The following is a 19,509-nucleotide window of genomic DNA, read 5'->3' as shown; positions in this document are numbered from 1 at the left end:
GCGTACGCGTCAGGACGGGCGGCCGGGCCCCCCGAGCAGCTCGCCGAGGGCAGCCCGGTCGGTCGCGCCGTTGGGCTTGAGCGGGAGTGCCGATGGCGGCCCAGGGGCAGGGCCTCCACGTCCCGGACGCACAACTCACCGCCCCCCAGGCGACACCCCACCCAACCGAATTCGTCGCAACAAACCCCATGGACAACGAATTTCGCCGCACGGTAGAACAATCGCTCATGGAATCAGCAGAAAACGTGCACCCCGCCCACCCTCGGCGGCTGCCGCAGACCGACCGCACCCGCCATCGCCGACTGCGCGAACAGGGCCGTCTCGACCGCGACGCCCTCGACGCCGTACTGGCCGCCGGCTTCGTCTGCCACCTCGGCGTGACCGTGGACGGCACCCCGCTCGTCGTCCCCACGGTCTACGGCGCGGACGGCGACACGCTCTACTTCCACGGGTCGGTCGCCAGCCGAAGCCTGGCCGCCTCGCCCGGCGCGCCCGTCTGCGTCACCGTCACCCACGTCGACGGGCTGGTCCTCGCCCGCTCCGTGTTCGAGCACGGCGTCAACTACCGCAGCGCGATGGTGTTCGGCACGCCCCGGCCGGTCACCGACCCGGACGAGAAGCTGGCCGGACTGCGCTGCCTGACCGAACAGGCCGCCCCGGGCCAGTGGGACTACGCCCGCCCCCCGAGCCGCAAGGAGCTCGCCGCCACCGCGCTGCTGGCCCTGTCCCTCGACGAGGCGTCGGTCAAGGTGCGCACCGGCCCGCCGGACGACGGCGACGGGCCCGACGCCGCGCTGGGCCTCTGGGCCGGCGAACTCCCCCTGCACACCTCCTGGGGCCCCCTCCGACCCGACCCGCGCCTCCCCACAGGCATCGAGCCCCCACCCCATCTCACCGCCCGTCCGACTGCCACGGCAGACCAGGGCACGTCCGGGGGGAGCCCGGCCCCCTCCCACACAGCGGGGCCGGACCCAAGTGGTCCGTGCGCGACGCCCGCGCCCTAGTGCACGCAGAACTCGTTGCCCTCCGGATCCGTCATGACCACCCACTCGCCGGACGGTTCCTTGACGTGGTCCACCACCCGGGCGCCGAGGGCGCGGAGCCGCTCGACTTCGGTGTCCAGCTCGCCGGCGCGGCCGTGCAGGTCGATGTGCAGGCGGTTCTTCGCCGTCTTCTTCTCGGCCTGCGGTACGCGGTTGAACAGCAGCCGACGCCCCAGTCCCGTGCCGCTCTCCGCGTCGTACGGGTCGTCGGGATGGCGTACCGCCGCCGCGTCCCGCCAGGCGCGCCGGTCGTGACGGCCGACGGTGAGTTCGGGCGGGACGGCGCCGAGGCCGAGGAGCTTACCGATGAGGACGCTGTGGTCCTCGACCTCGTAGCCGAGCGCCGCCGCCCAGAAGTCGGCCTGGGCGTGCGGGTCGTGGGCGTCGACAACGAGCTTCCAGTGCAGTGGGGTTGCGGTCATGGTCCCCACTTATAGCCGCCGGCACCGACATCGGAGCCGCCGCCCGCACCCGGTCGGGTGGTGCCGTGCTGCCGGCGGTGCGCCTCAGGTCGCCGACCGCAGCCACATCCCTGACGCGTTCCCGGATGCGCGCTCCGTGTCGCCGGACGTGCCCGCACCCGGCGGAACCTCTCGTCTAGCGTGGCCGTATGGACGAGACGGACCCGGCCGGACCGCCGGACAGTGCGGACCCCGCCTTCCCGGCCCGTCAGGCGGCCCGCTGCGCCGACCTGGCGGAACTGGACGCGCGGGTGGTGCGCTGCCGGGCCTGCCCCCGGCTGGTGGCGTGGCGCGAGCAGGTCGCCGCGCAGCCGCGCGCGGCGTTCCGGGACTGGGAGTACTGGGCACGGCCGGTGCCGGGGTTCGGCCCGCCGGACGCGGCGCTGGCCGTCGTCGGTCTGGCACCTGCCGCGCACGGCGGCAACCGCACCGGGCGGATGTTCACCGGCGACGCCTCGGGTGACTTCCTGTTCGCCGCGCTGCACGCGGTGGGTCTCGCCTCGCAGCCGACCGCGACGCACCGGGGCGACGGGCTGGAGCTGTACGGCGTGCGGGTCACCGCACCGGTGCACTGCGCCCCGCCGGACAACAAGCCGACACCCGCCGAACGCCGCACCTGCCGCCCCTGGTTGGCGGCCGAGCTGGAGTTCCTCGCGCCGAGCCTGCGCACGGTGGTGGCGCTGGGCGCCGTCGGCTGGCAGGCGGCGCTGCCCGTCCTCGGCGACGCCGGGTGGCCCCTCCCCCGGCCCCGTCCCGCCTTCGGCCACGGCGCCGAACTGACCCTGCCCGCCACCGGCCGGCGGCGCCAACTGCACGTCCTGGGCAGCTACCACCCCAGCCAGCGCAACACCTTCACCGGCCGCCTCACCTTCGACATGCTCGTCGACCTGCTCACCCGGGCCGCCCGAAGCGCGGGGCTGGGGAGCGGCGACTAGTACTGCGGCCGCAGATCGCGCTCTCGGGTCGCCTCCGTGGTCCCGGTCGCCGGCTGCCCGGGACGCGGGAACGTCAGTCCTCACGCACCGATGCTCAGATGGCCGTCGCCGGCCCTCGGCCGGCCCCCGGCAAGGGCGCACCGGACGGTTGGAGCACCAGGTCGCGCTGATACCAGGTGCCCGGCTCACCGCCGAGGTCGGCCGGTTCGGCGGGCCCGACGGGGACGAACCCGGCTTTGGTCAGCACCTTCCGGGACGCGGCGTTCCGGCGGGCGGCGGCCGCCCGCAGTGTGCGCAGCCCGTGCCGGGCCGCCGCCAGCCGACACAGCTCCCGGACGCTCGCGGTCGCCACGCCGCGGCCGGTGACGTGCTGCGCCACCCGGTAGCCGAGGTGCGCAGCACGGTCCTCGATGTCGACCAGATTGAACCGGCCGAGTACCGAGCCGTCCGCGGCCACGAGCAGGTAGAAGGCACAGATGCCGGCCTCCTGCTCAGCCAGCAAGGCGTGGTACCGGTCGGCGAACCGGGCGAAGAACTCGTCGCCGCGGTCGGGGACCGAGGCAGCGAAGTAGGCGCGGTTCGCCAATTCGAAGGCCAGGACCGCCGGGGCATGGTCGGCATGCAGCCGCTTCAGCTCGGGCACCGCCCGACCTTACCCAGGTGGTACGCCGAGCCTCCACCGGTTTCCGCCACCGACGGGGCTCGTCGGCCCGTGCCCGGCAGAGTGGTTTCTGCAATTTCTGTTCGCGGCGTAGGAGTGGACCGCGCTCTGCGGGTCCGGACCCTCGCCCCCGGTCAGACAGGCATTTCAAAGATGAGTTCGAGGCCGTCTTCCTCGTCCCATTGTTCTCCGACCTCGACGAAGCCACATCCGGAAATCGTGGCCAGGGAAGCCGTGTTGTCAGGACTGATCGTCACCCGCACGGTCCTGACGCGGGCTTCGGCAACGGCTCGCTGCACCAATGCGGCCAGCATCGCTCTGGCGTAGCCCTGACGACGGTGGACGGGGACCACCGAGTAACCGAGTTCCACCATGCCCACCTCGTCCGGCGGTCCATGGAACCCGGCGTACCCCACGACGGCACCTTCCGGCTCGGCCACCACGGCCTGCGTGAGCCAACCCGCGCAACCGGGGTCCGAGGTCAGCTGATCGAGCCGATACCGCCACACCCACTTTGCCGTGTCGGTGACGAAGTACTCGCTGAGAGCGACACCTGCTTCGGCACTGGCTCGCGCCAGGTCGTCCTGCAGCAAGGCGATCATGGTCTTGCTCGACAACTCAACGAATCGCACGGACTTCCCGCTCGTTGAGTCCGGGGTCCGGCACTCGGCTCTGTCTGTCACAGCGGGAATCGTCGTGGCGCGTCCAGGACGTGTCCAACGGTTTTACGACGCGTCCCGGTACCGGTCCCGTACCTCGGGGCGTGGTCGGAAGCCGGCCGACCGGTAGGTGGCGACGGCGGCGGCGTTGGAGCTCGGGGTGCAGACGAGCGCGCTCGACGAGCCCAGGTCCCGGAGTGCGGCCGCCGCGGCGCGGGTGATCGCCTCGCCGTAGCCGTGCCGGCGGTGTTCCCGGTGCACGCCCATCGGTTCGAGCAACCCGGGCCTGCCCGGGCCGGCCGACCACACCGTCACCGCCGCCACCGCGTCGCCCCGGTCGTCGTACGCCACCAGACTCCGGGCATCGGCGTACGGCAGTCCGGCCGCCATCGCGTGCCAGCGCTCGGCCGTGAACCTCGACCCCTCGAACGCCGCCCGGTGCACGGCGACGAACACGTGCGCCCGCTGCGGCCCGACCACCTCGATCCGCACGCCCGGGTCCGCCAACGGCTCCGCGAGGCCGTGGCGCAGCGGCGTCCACGGCTCGTCGGTCTTCCAGCCGGCCTCGGACAGCAGATCCTGGACGAGCGCACCCATCGGCGCCTCGATGTTCACCCTTCCCCCGGGCAGCACGCCGCGCTCCGGCCGGGTCACGTCGGCAACCACCTGCCGCGCCAACTCCTCCTCCCGCTGGGCGTCCGGCGCGATCGTCAGCCGCAACAGCCCGGGGCCGTCCAGCAGCCCGACGGCGAGAATCCGTCCGTCCCGGCGCCACGTCCTGACCGCCGCGGCGGTCGCCTCCGCACCCGACCGCCAGAACCAGCCCAGGTCCCCCGGATGCAGCTGCATCGGCGCCCCGTCGTACTGCCACTCCCGCAGTACGCCCACCGCCTCGCTCAGCCCGTCAACTCCCGGCTTGCCCAACACGATCGCCATGCGCCCGATCACACACCACCGCGCCGACGGTCCGCACCCGGTTCAAGGGCCGGCACCTGACCTCGGACGCAGTGGTGAGCCGGATCACAGTTGAGGTTGACCTCGGGGCAGGGCGGAAGCTCGTCGCAGCGGCACGACGCCGACCGAGAACAACAGAGGTGAAGGAGCGGACCACCATGTCCATCGCCCTTTCCGAGCAGGACCGCCCGGAGCTGCGGAAGGCGATCGAGGAGATCGTCGAGTCCGGTTTCGTCGGGGTACAGCTGCGGGTGAACGACGAGCGGGGCGAATGGGTCGGCAGCGCCGGGGCGCGCGAACTGGGCCGACCCGGCGAGCCGCTGACCGACGGGCACTTCCGCATCGGCAGCACCACCAAGAACTTCGTCGCGACCGTGGTGCTCAGCCTGGTGGCCGAGGGCAGGATCGGCCTGGACGCCCCGGCCGACGCCTACCTGCCGGGGTTCGGGCTGGACCGGCGGATCACGGTGCGGATGCTGCTGCAGCACACCAGCGGGATCTTCAACCACACCGGCGAGCTCTACGAGGACGGCACGTTCGCGCCGGGGGTCCCCTGGCGGGGCAAGGAGTGGGTGGACAACCGGTTCAGGACCTACCTGCCCGAGGAGCTGGTGCGGCTGTCGTTGTCCAGGCCGGCGCGGTTCGCGCCGGGGACGGGCTGGAGCTACGCCAACACCAACTACGTGCTGGCCAGGCTGGTGATCGAGCAGGTCACCGGCCGTTCGTTCGCCGAGGAGCTGCAGCGGCTGGTCCTGGGGCCGCTGGGGATGACCGGCACCGTGGCGCCGGGCACCTCGCCGGAGATCCCCGCGCCGCACAACCACAGCTACTACCGCTACGAGGACGCCGGGCGGGAGAAGACGGTCGACATCACCCGTGAGAACCCCTCCTGGGTTTCGGCCGGTGGTGACATGATCTCGACCACTCAGGATCTGCACACGTACTTCTCCGCGCTGATGGGCGGCGCGCTCCTGCCGGCCGAACTGCTGGCGGAGATGCGCACGCCGGAGGCGACGGCCGGCTACGGCCTGGGGGTGTTCGTGCAGGACGCGGGCCCGCACGGCGGCACCGTCCTGCACCACAACGGCGGCATGGCGGGCTCGGCGGCGCTGATGTACAGCACACCCGACGGCACCACGACCCTGACCGCCGGGCTGACCTGCGTGGGCGACGCCGACCTGTCGATAGCGACAGCCTTCCGGGACGCCCAACAACGGCTCGTCAGCGAGGTGTTCCGCGGCGGGCGGGCCGATCCGGCTCAGCCGGCGGACTGAACACCCGGGACCCGTCCACCTGCTCGGCCGCGGTACCCGTAGCGGCCGAGCTCCGGCACAAGGCAGGCTGAGCAGATGAGGAACGGGGTCACGATCGGGCAGGCGGCGGCATACGTCGGTGTCACGGTGAAGACGGTGCGGCACTACCACAAGCTCGGCCTGGTCGAGGAGCCGGAACGCGACGGCTCCGGCTACCGCCGGTACGGATCGGCGGAGCTGCTGCGGCTGGTGCAGGTCCGGACACTGGCCACCGCCGGTGTCCCGCTGGCCGAGATCGGGCCCCTGCTCGACGTCGACGCCGAGCAGTTCGCCGTCGCCGTCACCGACGTCGGGCGGCGGCTGACCGAGCGGATCGCGGACCTGATCGCGCGCCGCGACACGCTGCACCGGCTCGCCGACGGGGACCGGGCCCTGCTGCCCGACCGCGCCTGCGCGATCCTGGACCGGATGCCCGGCCTCGGCTTCAGCCCCGCCTACGTGGCCGCGCAGCGCGAGGCCCTGGTGCTGGCCCGGGCGCTGGTGCCGGAGGGCTTCGACGGCTTCCTGACCCAGCTCGAACACGGGCTTGACGACCCCGGGTACGTCGACCTGACCAAGCGCGGCTGGGAGGCCGAGACCTGGGAACCGGACGACCCGAGGATCGAAGAACTCGCGACCGCCATGGCTGACCACTACCTCGCCAACCCCGCGCTGCTGGGCGATCCCGCCAGCCTGGAGGCATGGGCCAACGCTGCCGGCCAGTACCGGCTGATCAACAACCACCGCGGGGACCAGGCACCGATCTCGGCCCGGCTGACCGCGCTCACCGAGAGCAGGCTCCGCGCCGCGGGCGTCCGCATCCCGCGCCGATGACGGGAGCGTTGGACCGCGGGGCGGCGGACCGGCCGCCGTCGAACGGACCGGACGACGTAGAGCGGGCCGGGTGGCGGCGGGCGCCGCGGCCGGCCCGGGTCGTCGTGGGGTGTCACGGCGCCCCGTACACCGGCTGCGGGGGCCGGGCTCCGGCCAGGAGTTCGCGGGCCGTTTCGCCGGCTTCGGCCGGGGTCCAGCGGGCGCCCTTGTCCGCGCTGGGGCCGGGGTGCCAGCCCTCCATGACGGTGATGCGGCCCGCTTCGGCCTCGAAGACCCGGCCCGTGACGCCGGCGCTGGCCGCGGCGCAGAGCCAGACGACGAGCGGGGAGACGTTCTCCGGGGCCATCGCGTCGAAGGTGCCGTCGGTGGGGGCGGCCATCGTTCCCGCGAAGGTGCGCTCGGTCATCCGGGTGCGGGCGGCCGGGGCGAGGGCGTTGACCTGAACGCCGTAGCGGGCCAGTTCGGCGGCGGCGACGAGGGTCAGGCCGAGGATGCCGGCCTTGGCGGCGGAGTAGTTGCCCTGGCCCACGCTGCCCAGCAGCCCGGCGCCCGAACTGGTGTTGACCACGCGGGCGTCGGGCGTCCGGCCGGCCTTGGCCTCGGCCCGCCAGTGCGCGGCGGCGTGCCTCAGCGGCAGGAAGTGGCCCGTGAGATGGACGCGCACGACGGCGTCCCAGTCGTCCTCGTCGAGGTTGACGAGCATCCGGTCGCGCAGGAACCCGGCGTTGTTGACCAGGGCGTCGAGCCGGCCGTAGGTGTCCAGGGCGGTGGCGACGAGGGAGGCGGCGCCCTCGGTGGTGGTGATGTCGCCGGTGTGGCGGACGGCCCGGCCGCCGCGGGCGCGGATGGCGTCGACGACGTGCTGGGCCGGGCCGGACGAGGCGCCGGCGCCGTCCGCGGCGACCCCGAGGTCGTTGACCACGACCTGCGCCCCCTCGGCGGCGAGGGCGAGGGCGTGGGCGCGGCCGAGACCGCGGCCGGCTCCGGTGACGGCGACGACGCGGCCGGTGCAGATTCCGGGCATCTCACTTCTCCTTGGCGGCCGGGGGTGCGGGGGGCCGGTTGACGGTGGCGGCGGCGAGGAAGGCGGGGCGCTCCCCGCCGCCGTGGACGAGCAGGCTCGCGCCGGTCAGGTACGCGGCGCGGTCGGAGGCGAGGAACACGCAGGCGTCGCCGACCTCGGCCGGGGCGGCCAGCCGCCCGAGCGGCACGGTCGCGCCGACGGCGGCGACGCCCGCCTCGTCGCCGTAGTGCAGGGCGGCGCGTTCGGTGTGCACCATGCCGAGGACGACGGTGTTGACCCGGACCTCGGGGGCCCACTCGACGGCCATGGAGCGGGCGAGGCTGTCCAGGCCCGCCTTGGCCGCCCCGTACGCGGCGGTGCCGGGTGAGGGACGGGTGCCGCTGACGCTGCCGATCATCAGGATGCAGCCACCGGCGGGGTGACGGCGCATCACCTCGTAGGCGGCGAGGGACGCGGTCAGCGGTGCGGTGAGGTTGAGGTCGAGGACCCGGGCGTGCCGGTCGGGGCCGGCCTCGGCGAGCAGCCGGTGCGGGGTGCCGCCGGCGTTGTTGACCAGGCAGTCGAGGCGGCCGTGGGCGGCGGCGATCCGGCCGAAGAAGTCCCGTACGGCGGGCGGGTCGCGCAGGTCGACGGGGTGGAAGCGGGCGGTGCGGCCGGCCGCGGCGACCGGGGCGTCCGGGGGCCGGCGGGCGCAGGTCACCACGTCGGCCCCGGCTCGCAGGAAGGCGCGGGCGATCCCCGCGCCGACACCCCGGGTGCCGCCGGTGACCACCACCAGCCGCCCGGACAGATCGAGGGTCAGGCTCACTCGGCACCCCTCCCGCAGCGCGCCCGGCGCTGCTAACTTCGCTACCTAACAAACGCTTGGTGGAAAGGTAGCTGATCTGCTCATGGGTGTCTCCACCTCCCGGCCCGAACCGGGCATCGCGGTCGTCACCATGGACTTCCCACCGGTCAACGCCCTTCCCGTGCAGGGCTGGTACGCCCTCGCCGACGCCGTGCGGACGGCCGGCCGGGACCCCGGCGTCCGCTGTGTCGTGCTCGCCGCCGAGGGCCGCGGCTTCAACGCCGGGGTGGACATCAAGGAGCTGCAGCGGGACGCCGCGGGCGGTGGGCGCCAGGCGCTGCTCGGCGCCAACCGCGGCTGTGCGGAGGCGTTCTCGGCGGTGTACGAGTGCGCGGTGCCGGTCGTCGCCGCGGTGCACGGGTTCTGTCTGGGCGGCGGGATCGGGCTGGTCGGCAACGCCGACGCGATCGTGGCGAGCGACGAGGCCGTCTTCGGACTGCCGGAGCTGGACCGGGGCGCGCTCGGCGCCGCCACCCACCTCGCCCGGCTCGTCCCCCAGCACCTGATGCGCGCGCTCTACTACACCTCGCGCACCGCCACCGCGGCCGAGCTGCGGGCACACGGCTCGGTGTGGCGCGTCGTCCCCCGGGACCGACTGGGCGCCGCGGCAAGGGAACTGGCCGGTGAGATCGCCCGGAAGGACGGCTCCCTGCTGCGTCTCGCCAAGGCCGCGCTGAACGGCATCGACCCGGTCGACGTGCACCGCAGCTACCGCTTCGAGCAGGGCTTCACCTTCGAGGCGAACCTCAGCGGCGTCGCCGACCGGGTACGCGACACCTTCGGCCAGGAGGCCCGGACATGACCGACAAGACCATGACGCCCGACGACGTGGCCGCCCGCCTGCGCAGCGGCATGACGCTGGGCATCGGCGGCTGGGGCTCGCGCCGCAAACCGATGGCCCTGGTGCGGGCGCTGCTGCGGTCCGGCGTCACGGATCTGACCGTGATCTCGTACGGCGGGCCGGACGTGGGCCTGCTCGCCGCCGCCGGCCGGATCCGCAAGCTCGTCGCGCCGTTCGCGACGCTCGACTCGATCCCGCTCGAACCGCACTTCCGCGCCGCCCGGCAGCGCGCGGCGTTCGAGCTGACGGAGGTCGACGAGGCGATGTTCATGTGGGGGCTGCGGGCCGCCGCCCACCGGCTGCCGTTCCTGCCGGTACGGGCCGGCATCGGATCGGACGTGATGCGCGTCAACCCCGGCCTGCGGACGGTCACCTCGCCGTACGAGGACGAGGAGACCCTGGTCGCGATGCCCGCCCTGCGCATGGACGCGGCGCTGGTCCACGTCAACCGCGCGGACCGGCAGGGCAACGGCCGCTACCTGGGCCCCGATCCGTACTTCGACGACCTGTTCTGCGAGGCCGCGGACACCGCGTACGTCTCCTGCGAGAAGCTGGTGGACGGGTTCCCGGCCACCGCGCTGCAGACCCTGCTGGTCAAGCGGCACACGGTCACGGGTGTCGTCGAGACGCCGTACGGCGCGCACTTCACCTCGTGCGTCCCCGACCACGGCCGGGACGAGGCGTTCCAGAAGCTGTACGCGACCACGCCCTGGCCGGAGTTCGCGGAGCGCTTCCTGTCCGGTCCGGACGAGAAGTCCTATCTGTCGGCCGTGCACGCCTGGCGGGAGGAGCAGCGGTGACCGAGACCCTCCCGGCGACCCGCGCCGAGTACTGCGTGATCGCCTGCGCCGACGCCTGGCGCGGCAACGGCGAGGTGCTCGCCAGCCCGATGGGCGCGATCCCGTCCCTCGGTGCCCGGCTCGCCCGGCGCACCTTCTCCCCCGACCTGCTGCTCACCGACGGCGAGGCGGTCCTCGTGGGCCCCGACGGGCAGACCGAGGGCTGGCTGCCCTACCGGCAGCACCTGGCGCTGGTCACCGGCGGGAAGCGGCACGTCATGATGGGCGCGAGCCAGCTCGACCGCTTCGGCAACCAGAACATCTCCTGCATCGGCGACTGGCGGCGGCCGGACCGGCAGCTGCTCGGCGTCCGCGGCGCGCCCGTCAACTCCGTCAACCACCCGGTGAGTTACTGGGTGCCCCGGCACTCCCCGCGGGTCTTCGTGGCGAAGGTCGACATGATCTGCGGCGTCGGCTACGACAGCGCGGCCGCCGCCGGGCCGTCCGCGACCCGCTACCACCGCATCCCCCGCGTCGTCACCGACCTCGCCGTCCTGGACTTCGAGACCCCGGACCGGGCCATGCGGCTGGCGTCCGTCCATCCCGGTGTGACGGTCGGGCAGGTGCGGGACGCCACCGGCTTCCCGCTCGTGCTGCCCGACGAGGTGCCGCACACCCGGGAGCCCACGGCCGTGGAACTGCGGCTGATCCGCGAGGTCATCGATCCCGAGGGGCGGCGCGACCGCGAGGTGCCGGCGGCATGACCGACGCCCGGATCACGACCCCGCTGACCGAACTGACCGGGGTCCGGTACCCGCTCGTACAGACCGGCATGGGGTGGGTGGCGGGCCCCCGCCTGGTGTCGGCCGCCGCCAACGCGGGCGCGCTGGGCATCCTCGGCTCCGCCACCATGACCGTCGAGCAGCTGCGCGCGGCGGTCCGCGAGGTCAAGTCCCGTACCGGGGCGCCCTTCGGGGTCAATCTGCGGGCGGACGCCGGCGACGCGGCGGAGCGGGTACGGGTCGTCGTCGACGAGGGGGTGGCCGTCGCCTCGTTCGCCCTGGCCCCCTCGCGCGAGCTGATCGCCCGGCTCAAGGACGCCGGCGTGCTCGTCATCCCGTCCGTCGGGGCCCGCCGGCACGCCGAGAAGGTCGCGGCCTGGGGCGCCGACGCGGTCGTCGTCCAGGGCGGTGAGGGCGGCGGGCACACCGGGAGCGTGGCGACGACCGTGCTGTTGCCCCAGGTCGTGGACGCGGTCGGCATCCCGGTGATCGCCGCCGGCGGCTTCTGCGACGGCCGGGGGCTGGTCGCGGCGCTCGCCTACGGAGCGGCCGGGATCGCCATGGGCACCCGGTTCCTGCTGACGTCGGACAGCACCGTGCCGCGTGCCGTGCAGGACCGCTATCTGCGGGCGGACGTACGGGACATCACCGTCACCACGAAGGTCGACGGGCTGCCGCACCGGATGCTGCGCAGTGAGCTGGTGGCGGCGCTGGAGCGCTCCGGGCGGGCCGCCGCGCTGCTGCGGGCCGTGCGCCATGCCGCGTCGTTCCGGAGGCTGTCCGGGCTGAGCTGGCCGCGGATGGTGCGGGACGGCCTGGCGATGAAGCACGGCAAGGAGCTGTCCTGGAGCCAGGTCCTGCTGGCCGCCAACACCCCGATGCTGCTGCGGGCTTCCATGGTCGAGGGCCGTACCGACCTCGGTGTGATGGCCTCCGGTCAGGTCGCGGGGCTGATCGAGGACCTGCCCTCCTGCGCCGAGCTGGTCGAACGGATCATGTCCGAGGCGACGCACACCCTGCGTGCGCTGCCCGGCCCCGCGCCCGGTGCCTCCTGACCGGCCCCCTCCCGCAGGCGGACGGGGCGCCGGAGGGTCCCGTCCGCCGGTCAGCGGCCCGGGAGCCGTTCGATGATGGTGACGTTGGCCTGGCCGCCGCCCTCGCACATGGTCTGCAGCCCGAACCTGCCGCCGGTGCGCTCCAGTTCGTGCAGCAGCGTCGTCATCAGCCGGACACCGGTCGCGCCGAGCGGGTGCCCCAGGGCGATGGCGCCGCCGTTGACGTTGACCCGCTCCGGGTCGGCGCCGGTCTCCTTCAGCCAGGCCAGCACGACCGGGGCGAACGCCTCGTTGATCTCGACCAGGTCGATGTCGTCGAGGGTCATGCCGGCCTTCTTCAGCGCGTACGCCGTCGCCGGGATGGGGGCGGTCAGCATCCGGATCGGGTCCTCGCCGCGCACCGACAGGTGATGGATGCGGGCCCGCGGGGTCAGGCCGTGCTCGGCCACCGCCCGCTCGGAGGCGAGCAGCAGCGCGGCTGCGCCGTCGGAGACCTGCGAGGAGACCGCCGCGGTGAGCCGGCCGCCCTCGACGACCGGCGGCAGGGCGGCCATCTTCTCCAGGGAGGTGCCGCGGCGCGGGCCCTCGTCGGCGGTGACCTGCCCGAAGGGGACGGTCTCGCGGTCGAAGCGGCCCTCGTCGAGGGCGCGGACGGCCCGCTGATGGGAGCGCAGCGCGTACTCCTCCATGTCCCGGCGGGTGAGGTGCCAGCGGGCGGCGATCAGTTCGGCGCCGTGGAACTGGTTGACGGGGGCGTCGCCGTAGCGGGCCCGCCAGCCCTCCGAGCCGGCGAACGGGCCGTCGGTGAGGCCCAGCGGCTCGGCGGCCTGCCGGCTGGCGAAGGCGATCGGGATCTGCGACATGTTCTGCACGCCGCCGGCGACGACCAGGTCCTGGGTGCCGGAGAGCACGCCCTGGGCGGCGAAGTGGACGGCCTGCTGGGAGGAGCCGCACTGCCGGTCGACGGTGACGCCGGGGACCTCCTCGGGCAGGCCGGCGGCCAGCCAGCACGTGCGGGCGATGTCGCCGGCCTGCGGCCCGACCGCGTCCAGGCAGCCGAAGACCACGTCCTCGACGGCGGCCGGGTCGGCGCCGGTGCGCTCCATCAGCGCGGTCAGCACATGGGCACCCAGGTCGGCGGGGTGGACGGCGGACAGGCCGCCGCCCTTCTTGCCGACGGGGGTGCGGACCGCGCCGACGATGTATGCCTCGGGCATGGTGTCTCCTCGGTCAGATTCTGCGGAGGTACCGGCCGGTTCCGCAAGGCGCGGCAGCCGCGCGCCCGCGGCGGCCGCTCAGGCGTGCTGGGAGCTGACGGACACGGTCTCGCCGGTCATGTACGAGGCGTAGTCGCCGGCCAGGAAGACGATGACGTTGGCGACCTCCCAGGGCTCGGCGTACCGGCCGAACGCCTCCCGCTCGGTGAGTTCGGCGAGCAGCTCGGGGGTGGTGACCTTCACCAGGTGCGGGTGCATGGCGAGGCTCGGCGCGACCGCGTTGACGCGTACGCCGTAGGCGGCGGCCTCCAGCGCGGCGCAGCGGGTCAGCGCCATCACCCCGGCCTTGGCGGCGGCGTAGTGGGCCTGGCCGCGCTGGGCGCGCCAGCCGACGACGGAGGCGTTGTTGACGATCACGCCGCCGCGGCCGGTGCTCCGCATCCGGCGCAGGGCGGCGCGGGTGCAGCGGAAGGTGCCGTTCAGGGTGACGTCGAGGACCGTGCTCCACTGGGCGTCGGTCATGTCGGCGAGGTCGGCGGTGCCGCCGAGTCCGGCGTTGTTGACCACGATGTCGAGCCGGCCGTGGCGTTCCTCGGCGAGCGCCAGCAGGGCACCGACCTGGTCCTCGTCGGTGACGTCGCAGGGCAGTGCGGCCACCCGGTCCGCGCCGAACTCCCCGGCCAGCGCCGCGGTGGTCTCCGTCAGCCGCCTCGCGTGCGCATCGCCGACGACGATCCGGGCGCCTTCCTCCAGGAAGCGGCGGGCGGTGGCGCCGCCGATGCCGGCGCCGGCGGCCGCGGTGACGACGGCGCTGCGGCCGGCCAGCAGCTGGTGGCCGGGCACATAGCGGGGCGGTGTCATACGCGGGCCTCCTCCGGCGGATGCGCGCGGGCGCGGGGGCCTCGACGCTGCGGATGGCCGTACGTTAACCTACCAAACACTTGTTAGGGAAGGAGGGGCGGATGCCCGCTGCCCAGGACGAGGGGCCCGTGCGCTACGAGCGCCACGGACCGATCGCCACCGTCACCATGAACCGCCCGGACTACCGCAACGCCCAGAACTCCGCGATGACGTACGCCCTCGACCGCGCCTTCTACCGCGCGGCGGACGACACCGAGGTCAAGGTCGTCGTGCTGGCCGGCGCGGGCCGGCACTTCTCCGCCGGCCACGACATCGGTACCCCCGAACGCGACGCGCACCTCCCCTTCGACCGCACCGCCGGACTGTGGTGGGACCACTCGGACAAGGCGGGCGCGGAGAGCCGGTTCGCCCGCGAGTCCGAGGTCTACCTGGGCATGTGCCGCCGCTGGCGCGAGCTGCCCAAGCCGGTGGTCGCCTCGGTCCAGGGAGCCTGTGTGGCGGGCGGGTTGATGCTCGCCTGGGTCTGCGACCTGATCATCGCCTCCGAGGACGCGTTCTTCGCCGACCCGGTGGTGCGGATGGGCATCCCCGGCGTCGAGTTCTTCGCCCACCCGTGGGTGATGCCGCCGCGGATCGCCAAGGAGTTCCTCTACACGGGCGACCGGATGACCGCCCGGCGGGCGTACGAGGTGGGCATGGTCAACCGTGTCGTACCGCGCGACGAACTGACGCTCCGCACACGGGAGTTGGCGCTGCGCATCGCCGAGATGCCGAGGCTCGGGCTGGCCCTGACCAAGCGGGCGGTCAACCAGGCCGAGGACCTTCAGGGCCTGCACAGCGGCCTGGACTCGGTGTTCGGCCTGCACCACCTCGCGCACGCGCACAACGCCGAGACCGCCGCCGACCCGCTGGGCGGCATGGACATCCGCGCGATGCGGCGGCACTCCGCGGACCGTGCGCCCTCCTCACCGGAAGCGGGGGCCTGATGGACCTCGGCTTCTCCGCCGCGGAGCACGCCTTCCGCGACGAGGCCCGCTCCTGGCTCGCCGGTCATGTGCCCGCGGTCCCGCTGCCGTCGCTGGAGACCGCGGAGGGCTTCGCCGCCCACCGGGAGTGGGAGCGCACCCTCTTCGCGGACCGCTGGTCGGTGGTCACCTGGCCCGAGGAGCACGGCGGCCGGGGCGCCTCGCTCGTGCAGTGGCTGCTCTTCGAGGAGGAGTACCACGCCGCGGGCGCCCCCGGCCGGGTCGCCCAGAACGGCATCAGCCTCCTCGCCCCCACCCTCTTCGAGCACGGCACCGACGAGCAGCGGGCCCGCGTGCTGCCTCCCATGGCGAGCGGCGACGTGGTCTGGGCGCAGGCGTGGTCGGAACCGGAGGCCGGCTCGGACCTGGCCTCGCTGCGCTCGACGGCGACCCGGACGCCGGGCGGCTGGCTGCTCAACGGACAGAAGACCTGGTCGTCGCGGGCCGCGTTCGCCGACCGCGCCTTCGGCCTGTTCCGCAGCGACCCGGACACCGCACGGCCGCACCAGGGACTGACGTATCTGATGTTCCCGCTGGACGCGCCGGGCGTGACGGTACGGCCGATCGGCCGCCTCGACGGCAAGCCCGCCTTCGCCGAACTCTTCCTCGACGACGTGTTCGTGCCCGACGCGGACGTCATCGGGGAGCCGGGGCAGGGCTGGCGGGTCGCGATGAGCACGGCGGGCAACGAGCGGGGCCTGACGCTGCGCAGCCCGGGCCGCTACACGGCGGCCGCCGAGCGGCTGGCCGCGCTGTGGCGGACGGCGCCCGCCGGGACCGATCCGGCCCTCGGCGGCCGGGTGGCCGACGCCCTCATCGGCGCCCGCGCCTACCAGTTGTTCGCCTACGCGCAGGCGTCCCGGCTGGCGGCCGGTCACTCGCTGGGCGCGGAGCCGAGCCTGAACAAGGTCTGCTGGTCCGAGCTGGACCTCGCGCTGCACGAGACCGCGCTGGAGCTGCTGGGCCCCTACGGCGCACTGTCCGACGAGGCCGATGAGGCACCGGCGCACGGGAGTTGGGCCGAGGGCTACACCTTCGCGCTCGCCGGGCCGATCTACGCGGGCACCAATGAGATCCAGCGCGACATCATCGCCGAGCGGCTGCTCGGCCTGCCGAAGGGACGCCGGTGATGCGCTTCCTCCGCACCGAGGAGCAACGGGAGTTCGCCCGCGCGCTGGACGGCATGCTGGGGGCGAGCGGGGTCCCGGCGGCGGCCCGGGCCTGGGCGGCCGGCGAGCACAAGCCGGGCCGCGCGCTGTGGGCGCGGATCGCGCGGGCCGGGGTGTTCGGCCTCGCGGTGCCCGAACGCCACGCCGGAGCCGGGCTGCTTCCCGTCGAACTCACGGTGGCCTTCGTCGAGTTGGGGCGGCATGCGGTACCGGGGCCGGTGGTGGAGACGGTGGCGTCGGCGGCGTTCCTCGACCGGCTGGGCGAGGCGGGTGCGGCCGGTGCGGCCGCCGCCGGGGAGTGGCTGCCGCGGATCGCCGCCGGTGACGCCGTGCTCAGCCTGGCCGCCGGGGCGCCGTACGCGCTGGACGCGGACGCCGCCGACGCCGTGCTGGTCGTCGAGGGCGACACGGTGCGCCGCACGGATGCCCACGGGCCGGTGCAGCCCTCCCTCGATCCGGCCCGCCGGCTGTCCCGCCCGCTCGGCGGCACCGTCCTCGCCCGCGGCCCGGAGGTGAGCGCGGCGGCCGCCCACGCCCGGGACCTCGCCCGGCTGGCCACCGCCGCCCAGTCGCTCGGTCTCGGCCGGGCCCTGCTGGCGGCGACCGTCGCCCACGTCAAGCAGCGCACCCAGTTCGCGGTGCCCCTCGGCTCCTTCCAGGCGGTCAAGCACCGGCTGGCGGACGCGCTCCTCGCACTGGAGCTGGCCGAGCCGCTGGTGTACGCGGCGGCCCTGGCGGTGGCGGCCGGCGCCCGCTCGGCGGGACGCGAGGTGGCGGCGGCGAAGGCGGCGGCGGGCGAGGCCGGCTACGTCACGGCGCGCACGGCCCTCCAACTGCACGGCGCCGTCGGCTACACCGAGGAGCTGGACCTCTCCCTGTGGATCCGCAAGGCCCGGCCGCTTCGGGACGCCTGGGGAACGCCCACCGAGTGCCGCGCACGGGTACTGGCCGGCTGACCGGGGGGCCGGGCCGGCCACCGCCGCGCCCCCGAGACCGCCCCCTGCCCCTGCCCCTCGGCGCTCTGGACGCCGCGCAACGCCGCTGGGACGATCGGGCGCACGAGGTTCGACTCCTGAATTCGGGGATGGCAATGCCCAGTTTGCAGACTGCGGGCCGCTGGATGATCGCGGCGTTCCTGTCAGCAGGACTGTCCGCCTGTGCCACCGACGAGCCGGCTCCGGACCACCCCACGCCGGGCGGGAGTGCGTCCGGGAACGGGTCACAGGCCACCGCCGGAACCAAGGGCGCCTCCGGTGGCGGCCATTTCGTGTTCTACACCTACCGGGCCAGCGCCGGGGACGAATACCTGGACCTCCTCGACTGGACGACGAACCACGACGGGACGGTCACCGGCACCTACACGGCCGTGTTGCTGTCGAAGAATTCCCCGGGCGGTGAGACACGGCAGTGTCACTCCTTGTCCGGGACCCAGCAGGGCAACAGCGTCACGCTGATTCCGGCCGACATCAGCGGCCCTCCGGTGCACGGCAAGGTCAGTGGCGACACGCTGACCACGGACTCCGATCTGAGCGCCCAGACCTTCACGTACAAGGCCACCGACGCAGCCGGCTTCAACAAGATCGTCAGCCGTGACAAGGCGAGCCCTCCCCCCGACGGCGAGGAGATGTCCCCGGCACCCACCGAGCCCGGCTCCGCCTCCCCCGCTTCGACGCCTTGAGCGGCCCGGCAGCGGAGGCCGCCGCGGCACCTTCGTGACGGCGAAATCCGCGCGTCTGACGTCGAACTGATGACCTATCATGATCCACCACGGCAATTCGGCCGCCGTGTGACCGTTCACGTCAGGCCGAGCGTTCCTGCCGTGGAAGGAGAATCCCTATGAAGAAGCGCCCCGCCGCGGTCGGCGCGGTCGTCGCAGGGTTGCTGGCCCCCTCGCACTGACCACTCCCGCGCACGCAGATGCCAGCTACAAGGCGTTCTGCAACACCACCGGTGGCCACGGAGGCGTCACCGCCCCGTCCTACACCGGAGCCACCGACAGCGTGTACGTCCAGATGGGCGTGTACGACGGCTCCGCGGACGGCCACCCCATGCGCATACGCCTGGTCACCGAGGACGTCAACGGCAAGAACACCTACTGGCCCTGGCACACCAACACCAAGGGCTCGGGGAAGAGCCTGGAGTTCGCCACCACGGCGACCAACAAGAGCGGCATCTTCGCCATCGGCATCCAGGTGGCCCGCTTCGACGGCAACAAGAAGCTGAACTCCTGCTCGAAGTGGGGCAGTTACTACTAGGCCGGACCGGTCCCGCTCTGCCGGCCCCCGGGGAGCGGGTGACCTGCCGCCCGTACGGCGGCACCCGGCCGGGGCCCCTTCTGCGGCCCCGGCCGGGTACCGGTGAGCCCCGCACGACCACCGCTAGGGGAGCGCTCCCCTAGCGGTGGTGGCGCTCCCCCTCGTCCAGGTCCGCCAACATCGCGTCGGCCAGGTCCCGTTCGGCGGCGTAGAACCGCTCCGACCACTTCAGGACCAGCGCGGGGTGCACCCGGGTGCCCTCCGCGCGGGCGCGCTCGGCGTCCGCCTCGGCGCGCCGCCGCATGCGTTCCGCGTACTCCCGGTGGCTGCCCAGCACTTCCCGCATCCGCTCGCCCTCCAGCAGATGGCCGAGCCACAGCCGCAGCATCACGCCGTGCTTGAGGACCGGGGGCTCCACCGGCGCCTCCCGTGCCCAGTGCCGGACCGCCGCCAGGCCCGTGTCGGTGATGACGTAGACACGTTTGTCGCGGTTGCCGGTCTCCTGGGCGACCGTCCGCGAGCTGACGCAGCCGGTCTTCTCCAGCCGCTTGAGCTCCCCGTAGACCTGGCTGAAGGAGGGGCTCCAGTAGAAGAGGCCCAACGACCGGTCGGCCCGCTTCTTCAGGTCGTAACCCGACAGCTCCTCCCCGAAGGAGAGCAGGCCGAGCACCGCCCAGCCGGTGGCCGGCAGCGCCGGTCGGGCAACCTCGCCGGCGGGCACCGCACCGGCATCCTTGTCCGTCACGGTCCGCAGTCTACGGTCCGGCTCCGCTGCGGACCGTGACGGCCGACGCCAACTCCCCTCCGTGACCTGC

The 19,509-nt window shown here is 73.7% G+C and carries 22 protein-coding genes; 13 read left to right on the top strand and 9 right to left on the bottom strand.

All coding sequences use genetic code 11. From position 1 onward, the window contains the following. The first annotated feature begins 227 nt into the window (after positions 1–227). The gene (locus SL103_RS15080) at positions 228–1,004 is read left to right on the top strand and encodes a pyridoxamine 5'-phosphate oxidase family protein (protein ID WP_079145757.1); all 777 of its coding nucleotides are present in this window, start codon (positions 228–230) and stop codon (positions 1,002–1,004) included. On the opposite strand, the gene SL103_RS15075 is transcribed toward SL103_RS15080, so the two are convergent. Next, positions 1,001–1,465 carry a VOC family protein gene (locus tag SL103_RS15075; protein ID WP_069569444.1) on the bottom strand — a complete coding sequence of 155 codons (465 nt, stop codon included), beginning with the start codon at positions 1,463–1,465 and terminating at the stop codon, positions 1,001–1,003. The genes SL103_RS15080 and SL103_RS15075 overlap by 4 nt on opposite strands. Before the next feature lie 188 nt (positions 1,466–1,653). Here SL103_RS15075 and SL103_RS15070 point away from each other — a divergent pair, with 188 nt between their 5' ends. Then, the gene (locus SL103_RS15070) at positions 1,654–2,439 is read left to right on the top strand and encodes a uracil-DNA glycosylase (protein ID WP_069569442.1); all 786 of its coding nucleotides are present in this window, start codon (positions 1,654–1,656) and stop codon (positions 2,437–2,439) included. Positions 2,440–2,533: 94 nt separating this feature from the next. Here the strand turns inward: SL103_RS15070 and SL103_RS15065 are convergent, their stop codons facing one another. The 3 genes from SL103_RS15065 to SL103_RS15055 all read right to left on the bottom strand — a co-directional run bounded on the left by SL103_RS15065 (position 2,534) and on the right by SL103_RS15055 (position 4,695). Continuing rightward, complete coding sequence (locus SL103_RS15065; RefSeq protein WP_069569440.1) at positions 2,534–3,082, bottom strand: GNAT family N-acetyltransferase; 549 nt, start codon at positions 3,080–3,082, stop codon at positions 2,534–2,536. A 152-nt stretch (positions 3,083–3,234) separates the two neighbouring features. Next, complete coding sequence (locus tag SL103_RS15060) at positions 3,235–3,732, bottom strand: GNAT family N-acetyltransferase (protein WP_069569438.1); 498 nt, start codon at positions 3,730–3,732, stop codon at positions 3,235–3,237. 93 nt (positions 3,733–3,825) lie between these two features. After that, positions 3,826–4,695, bottom strand: a complete 870-nt coding sequence (locus SL103_RS15055) for a GNAT family N-acetyltransferase (RefSeq protein ID WP_069569436.1) — start codon at positions 4,693–4,695, stop codon at positions 3,826–3,828. Positions 4,696–4,871: 176 nt separating this feature from the next. Between SL103_RS15055 and SL103_RS15050 the strand changes: the two genes are divergently transcribed. Both SL103_RS15050 and SL103_RS15045 read left to right on the top strand, forming a co-directional pair. Next, complete coding sequence (locus SL103_RS15050) at positions 4,872–5,987, top strand: serine hydrolase domain-containing protein (RefSeq protein WP_069569433.1); 1,116 nt, start codon at positions 4,872–4,874, stop codon at positions 5,985–5,987. 75 nt (positions 5,988–6,062) lie between these two features. Further along, a complete protein-coding gene (locus SL103_RS15045; RefSeq protein ID WP_069569431.1) occupies positions 6,063–6,839 on the top strand; it encodes a MerR family transcriptional regulator in 777 nt (258 codons plus the stop codon). 112 nt (positions 6,840–6,951) lie between these two features. On the opposite strand, the gene SL103_RS15040 is transcribed toward SL103_RS15045, so the two are convergent. Together SL103_RS15040 and SL103_RS15035 are read right to left on the bottom strand one after the other, a co-directional pair. Then, a complete protein-coding gene (locus tag SL103_RS15040; RefSeq protein ID WP_069569429.1) occupies positions 6,952–7,863 on the bottom strand; it encodes an SDR family oxidoreductase in 912 nt (303 codons plus the stop codon). Position 7,864: 1 nt separating this feature from the next. Next, complete coding sequence (locus SL103_RS15035) at positions 7,865–8,671, bottom strand: SDR family oxidoreductase (protein WP_069569427.1); 807 nt, start codon at positions 8,669–8,671, stop codon at positions 7,865–7,867. Between the two features lie 82 nt (positions 8,672–8,753). On the opposite strand from SL103_RS15035, the gene SL103_RS15030 reads away from it, so the two are divergent. Genes SL103_RS15030 through SL103_RS15015 form a run of 4 tightly spaced genes read left to right on the top strand, consistent with a single transcriptional unit; the run spans position 8,754 to position 12,167 of the window. After that, positions 8,754–9,512, top strand: coding sequence for an enoyl-CoA hydratase family protein (locus SL103_RS15030; protein WP_069569425.1), 759 nt, complete (start codon positions 8,754–8,756; stop codon positions 9,510–9,512). Then, on the top strand, positions 9,509–10,351 hold the full coding sequence (locus SL103_RS15025) for a CoA transferase subunit A (RefSeq protein ID WP_069569423.1): 843 nt from the start codon (positions 9,509–9,511) through the stop codon (positions 10,349–10,351). Before SL103_RS15030 ends, SL103_RS15025 begins: the two co-directional genes overlap by 4 nt. Continuing rightward, the gene (locus tag SL103_RS15020) at positions 10,348–11,094 is read left to right on the top strand and encodes a CoA-transferase subunit beta (protein ID WP_099055420.1); all 747 of its coding nucleotides are present in this window, start codon (positions 10,348–10,350) and stop codon (positions 11,092–11,094) included. Before SL103_RS15025 ends, SL103_RS15020 begins: the two co-directional genes overlap by 4 nt. Continuing rightward, positions 11,091–12,167 carry an NAD(P)H-dependent flavin oxidoreductase gene (locus SL103_RS15015; RefSeq protein WP_069569421.1) on the top strand — a complete coding sequence of 359 codons (1,077 nt, stop codon included), beginning with the start codon at positions 11,091–11,093 and terminating at the stop codon, positions 12,165–12,167. The genes SL103_RS15020 and SL103_RS15015 overlap by 4 nt, the downstream gene beginning before the upstream one ends. Positions 12,168–12,217: 50 nt before the next feature. On the opposite strand, the gene SL103_RS15010 is transcribed toward SL103_RS15015, so the two are convergent. Beyond that, positions 12,218–13,384 carry an acetyl-CoA C-acetyltransferase gene (locus SL103_RS15010; protein WP_069569419.1) on the bottom strand — a complete coding sequence of 389 codons (1,167 nt, stop codon included), beginning with the start codon at positions 13,382–13,384 and terminating at the stop codon, positions 12,218–12,220. Positions 13,385–13,462: 78 nt separating this feature from the next. Beyond that, the gene (locus SL103_RS15005) at positions 13,463–14,245 is read right to left on the bottom strand and encodes an SDR family oxidoreductase (protein WP_069569417.1); all 783 of its coding nucleotides are present in this window, start codon (positions 14,243–14,245) and stop codon (positions 13,463–13,465) included. A gap of 101 nt (positions 14,246–14,346) precedes the next feature. Here SL103_RS15005 and SL103_RS15000 point away from each other — a divergent pair, with 101 nt between their 5' ends. The 5 genes from SL103_RS15000 (at position 14,347) to SL103_RS14980 (ending at position 18,694) form a co-directional block, all read left to right on the top strand. Further along, positions 14,347–15,231, top strand: a complete 885-nt coding sequence (locus SL103_RS15000) for an enoyl-CoA hydratase (RefSeq protein WP_069569416.1) — start codon at positions 14,347–14,349, stop codon at positions 15,229–15,231. Continuing rightward, positions 15,231–16,400, top strand: a complete 1,170-nt coding sequence (locus SL103_RS14995; protein WP_069569414.1) for an acyl-CoA dehydrogenase family protein — start codon at positions 15,231–15,233, stop codon at positions 16,398–16,400. The genes SL103_RS15000 and SL103_RS14995 overlap by 1 nt, the downstream gene beginning before the upstream one ends. Then, positions 16,400–17,395, top strand: a complete 996-nt coding sequence (locus tag SL103_RS14990; RefSeq protein ID WP_069569412.1) for an acyl-CoA dehydrogenase family protein — start codon at positions 16,400–16,402, stop codon at positions 17,393–17,395. Before SL103_RS14995 ends, SL103_RS14990 begins: the two co-directional genes overlap by 1 nt. Before the next feature lie 134 nt (positions 17,396–17,529). Then, the gene (locus SL103_RS14985) at positions 17,530–18,117 is read left to right on the top strand and encodes a hypothetical protein (protein WP_164492806.1); all 588 of its coding nucleotides are present in this window, start codon (positions 17,530–17,532) and stop codon (positions 18,115–18,117) included. A 322-nt stretch (positions 18,118–18,439) separates the two neighbouring features. Next, positions 18,440–18,694 (top strand): hypothetical protein, encoded by a 255-nt coding sequence (locus SL103_RS14980; protein ID WP_079145756.1) that lies wholly within the window; start codon positions 18,440–18,442, stop codon positions 18,692–18,694. A gap of 139 nt (positions 18,695–18,833) precedes the next feature. Here SL103_RS14980 and SL103_RS14975 read toward each other — a convergent pair whose 3' ends face one another. Further along, positions 18,834–19,448 (bottom strand): PadR family transcriptional regulator, encoded by a 615-nt coding sequence (locus SL103_RS14975; RefSeq protein WP_432215394.1) that lies wholly within the window; start codon positions 19,446–19,448, stop codon positions 18,834–18,836. Between the last annotated feature and the right edge of the window lie 61 nt (positions 19,449–19,509).

Origin of the sequence: Streptomyces lydicus (assembly GCF_001729485.1) — a bacterium.
In the GTDB taxonomy this organism is placed as follows: domain Bacteria; phylum Actinomycetota; class Actinomycetes; order Streptomycetales; family Streptomycetaceae; genus Streptomyces; species Streptomyces lydicus_D.
This window is presented reverse-complemented; position numbering and strand designations above follow the sequence as displayed.

Excerpts from the sequence above, each read along its gene's own strand:
- SL103_RS15055 (WP_069569436.1), bottom strand. The coding sequence starts at position 4,695 with ATGGCGATCGTGTTGGGCAAGCCGGGAGTTGACGGGCTGAGCGAGGCG.
- SL103_RS15050 (WP_069569433.1), top strand. The coding sequence starts at position 4,872 with ATGTCCATCGCCCTTTCCGAGCAGGACCGCCCGGAGCTGCGGAAGGCG.
- SL103_RS15010 (WP_069569419.1), bottom strand. The coding sequence starts at position 13,384 with ATGCCCGAGGCATACATCGTCGGCGCGGTCCGCACCCCCGTCGGCAAG.
- SL103_RS15075 (WP_069569444.1), bottom strand. The coding sequence starts at position 1,465 with ATGACCGCAACCCCACTGCACTGGAAGCTCGTTGTCGACGCCCACGAC.
- SL103_RS15015 (WP_069569421.1), top strand. The coding sequence starts at position 11,091 with ATGACCGACGCCCGGATCACGACCCCGCTGACCGAACTGACCGGGGTC.
- SL103_RS15070 (WP_069569442.1), top strand. The coding sequence starts at position 1,654 with ATGGACGAGACGGACCCGGCCGGACCGCCGGACAGTGCGGACCCCGCC.
- SL103_RS15030 (WP_069569425.1), top strand. The coding sequence starts at position 8,754 with ATGGGTGTCTCCACCTCCCGGCCCGAACCGGGCATCGCGGTCGTCACC.
- SL103_RS14990 (WP_069569412.1), top strand. The coding sequence starts at position 16,400 with ATGCGCTTCCTCCGCACCGAGGAGCAACGGGAGTTCGCCCGCGCGCTG.
- SL103_RS14985 (WP_164492806.1), top strand. The coding sequence starts at position 17,530 with ATGCCCAGTTTGCAGACTGCGGGCCGCTGGATGATCGCGGCGTTCCTG.
- SL103_RS15080 (WP_079145757.1), top strand. The coding sequence starts at position 228 with ATGGAATCAGCAGAAAACGTGCACCCCGCCCACCCTCGGCGGCTGCCG.
- SL103_RS14995 (WP_069569414.1), top strand. The coding sequence starts at position 15,231 with ATGGACCTCGGCTTCTCCGCCGCGGAGCACGCCTTCCGCGACGAGGCC.
- SL103_RS15040 (WP_069569429.1), bottom strand. The coding sequence starts at position 7,863 with ATGCCCGGAATCTGCACCGGCCGCGTCGTCGCCGTCACCGGAGCCGGC.
- SL103_RS15045 (WP_069569431.1), top strand. The coding sequence starts at position 6,063 with ATGAGGAACGGGGTCACGATCGGGCAGGCGGCGGCATACGTCGGTGTC.
- SL103_RS15000 (WP_069569416.1), top strand. The coding sequence starts at position 14,347 with ATGCCCGCTGCCCAGGACGAGGGGCCCGTGCGCTACGAGCGCCACGGA.
- SL103_RS15005 (WP_069569417.1), bottom strand. The coding sequence starts at position 14,245 with ATGACACCGCCCCGCTATGTGCCCGGCCACCAGCTGCTGGCCGGCCGC.
- SL103_RS15025 (WP_069569423.1), top strand. The coding sequence starts at position 9,509 with ATGACCGACAAGACCATGACGCCCGACGACGTGGCCGCCCGCCTGCGC.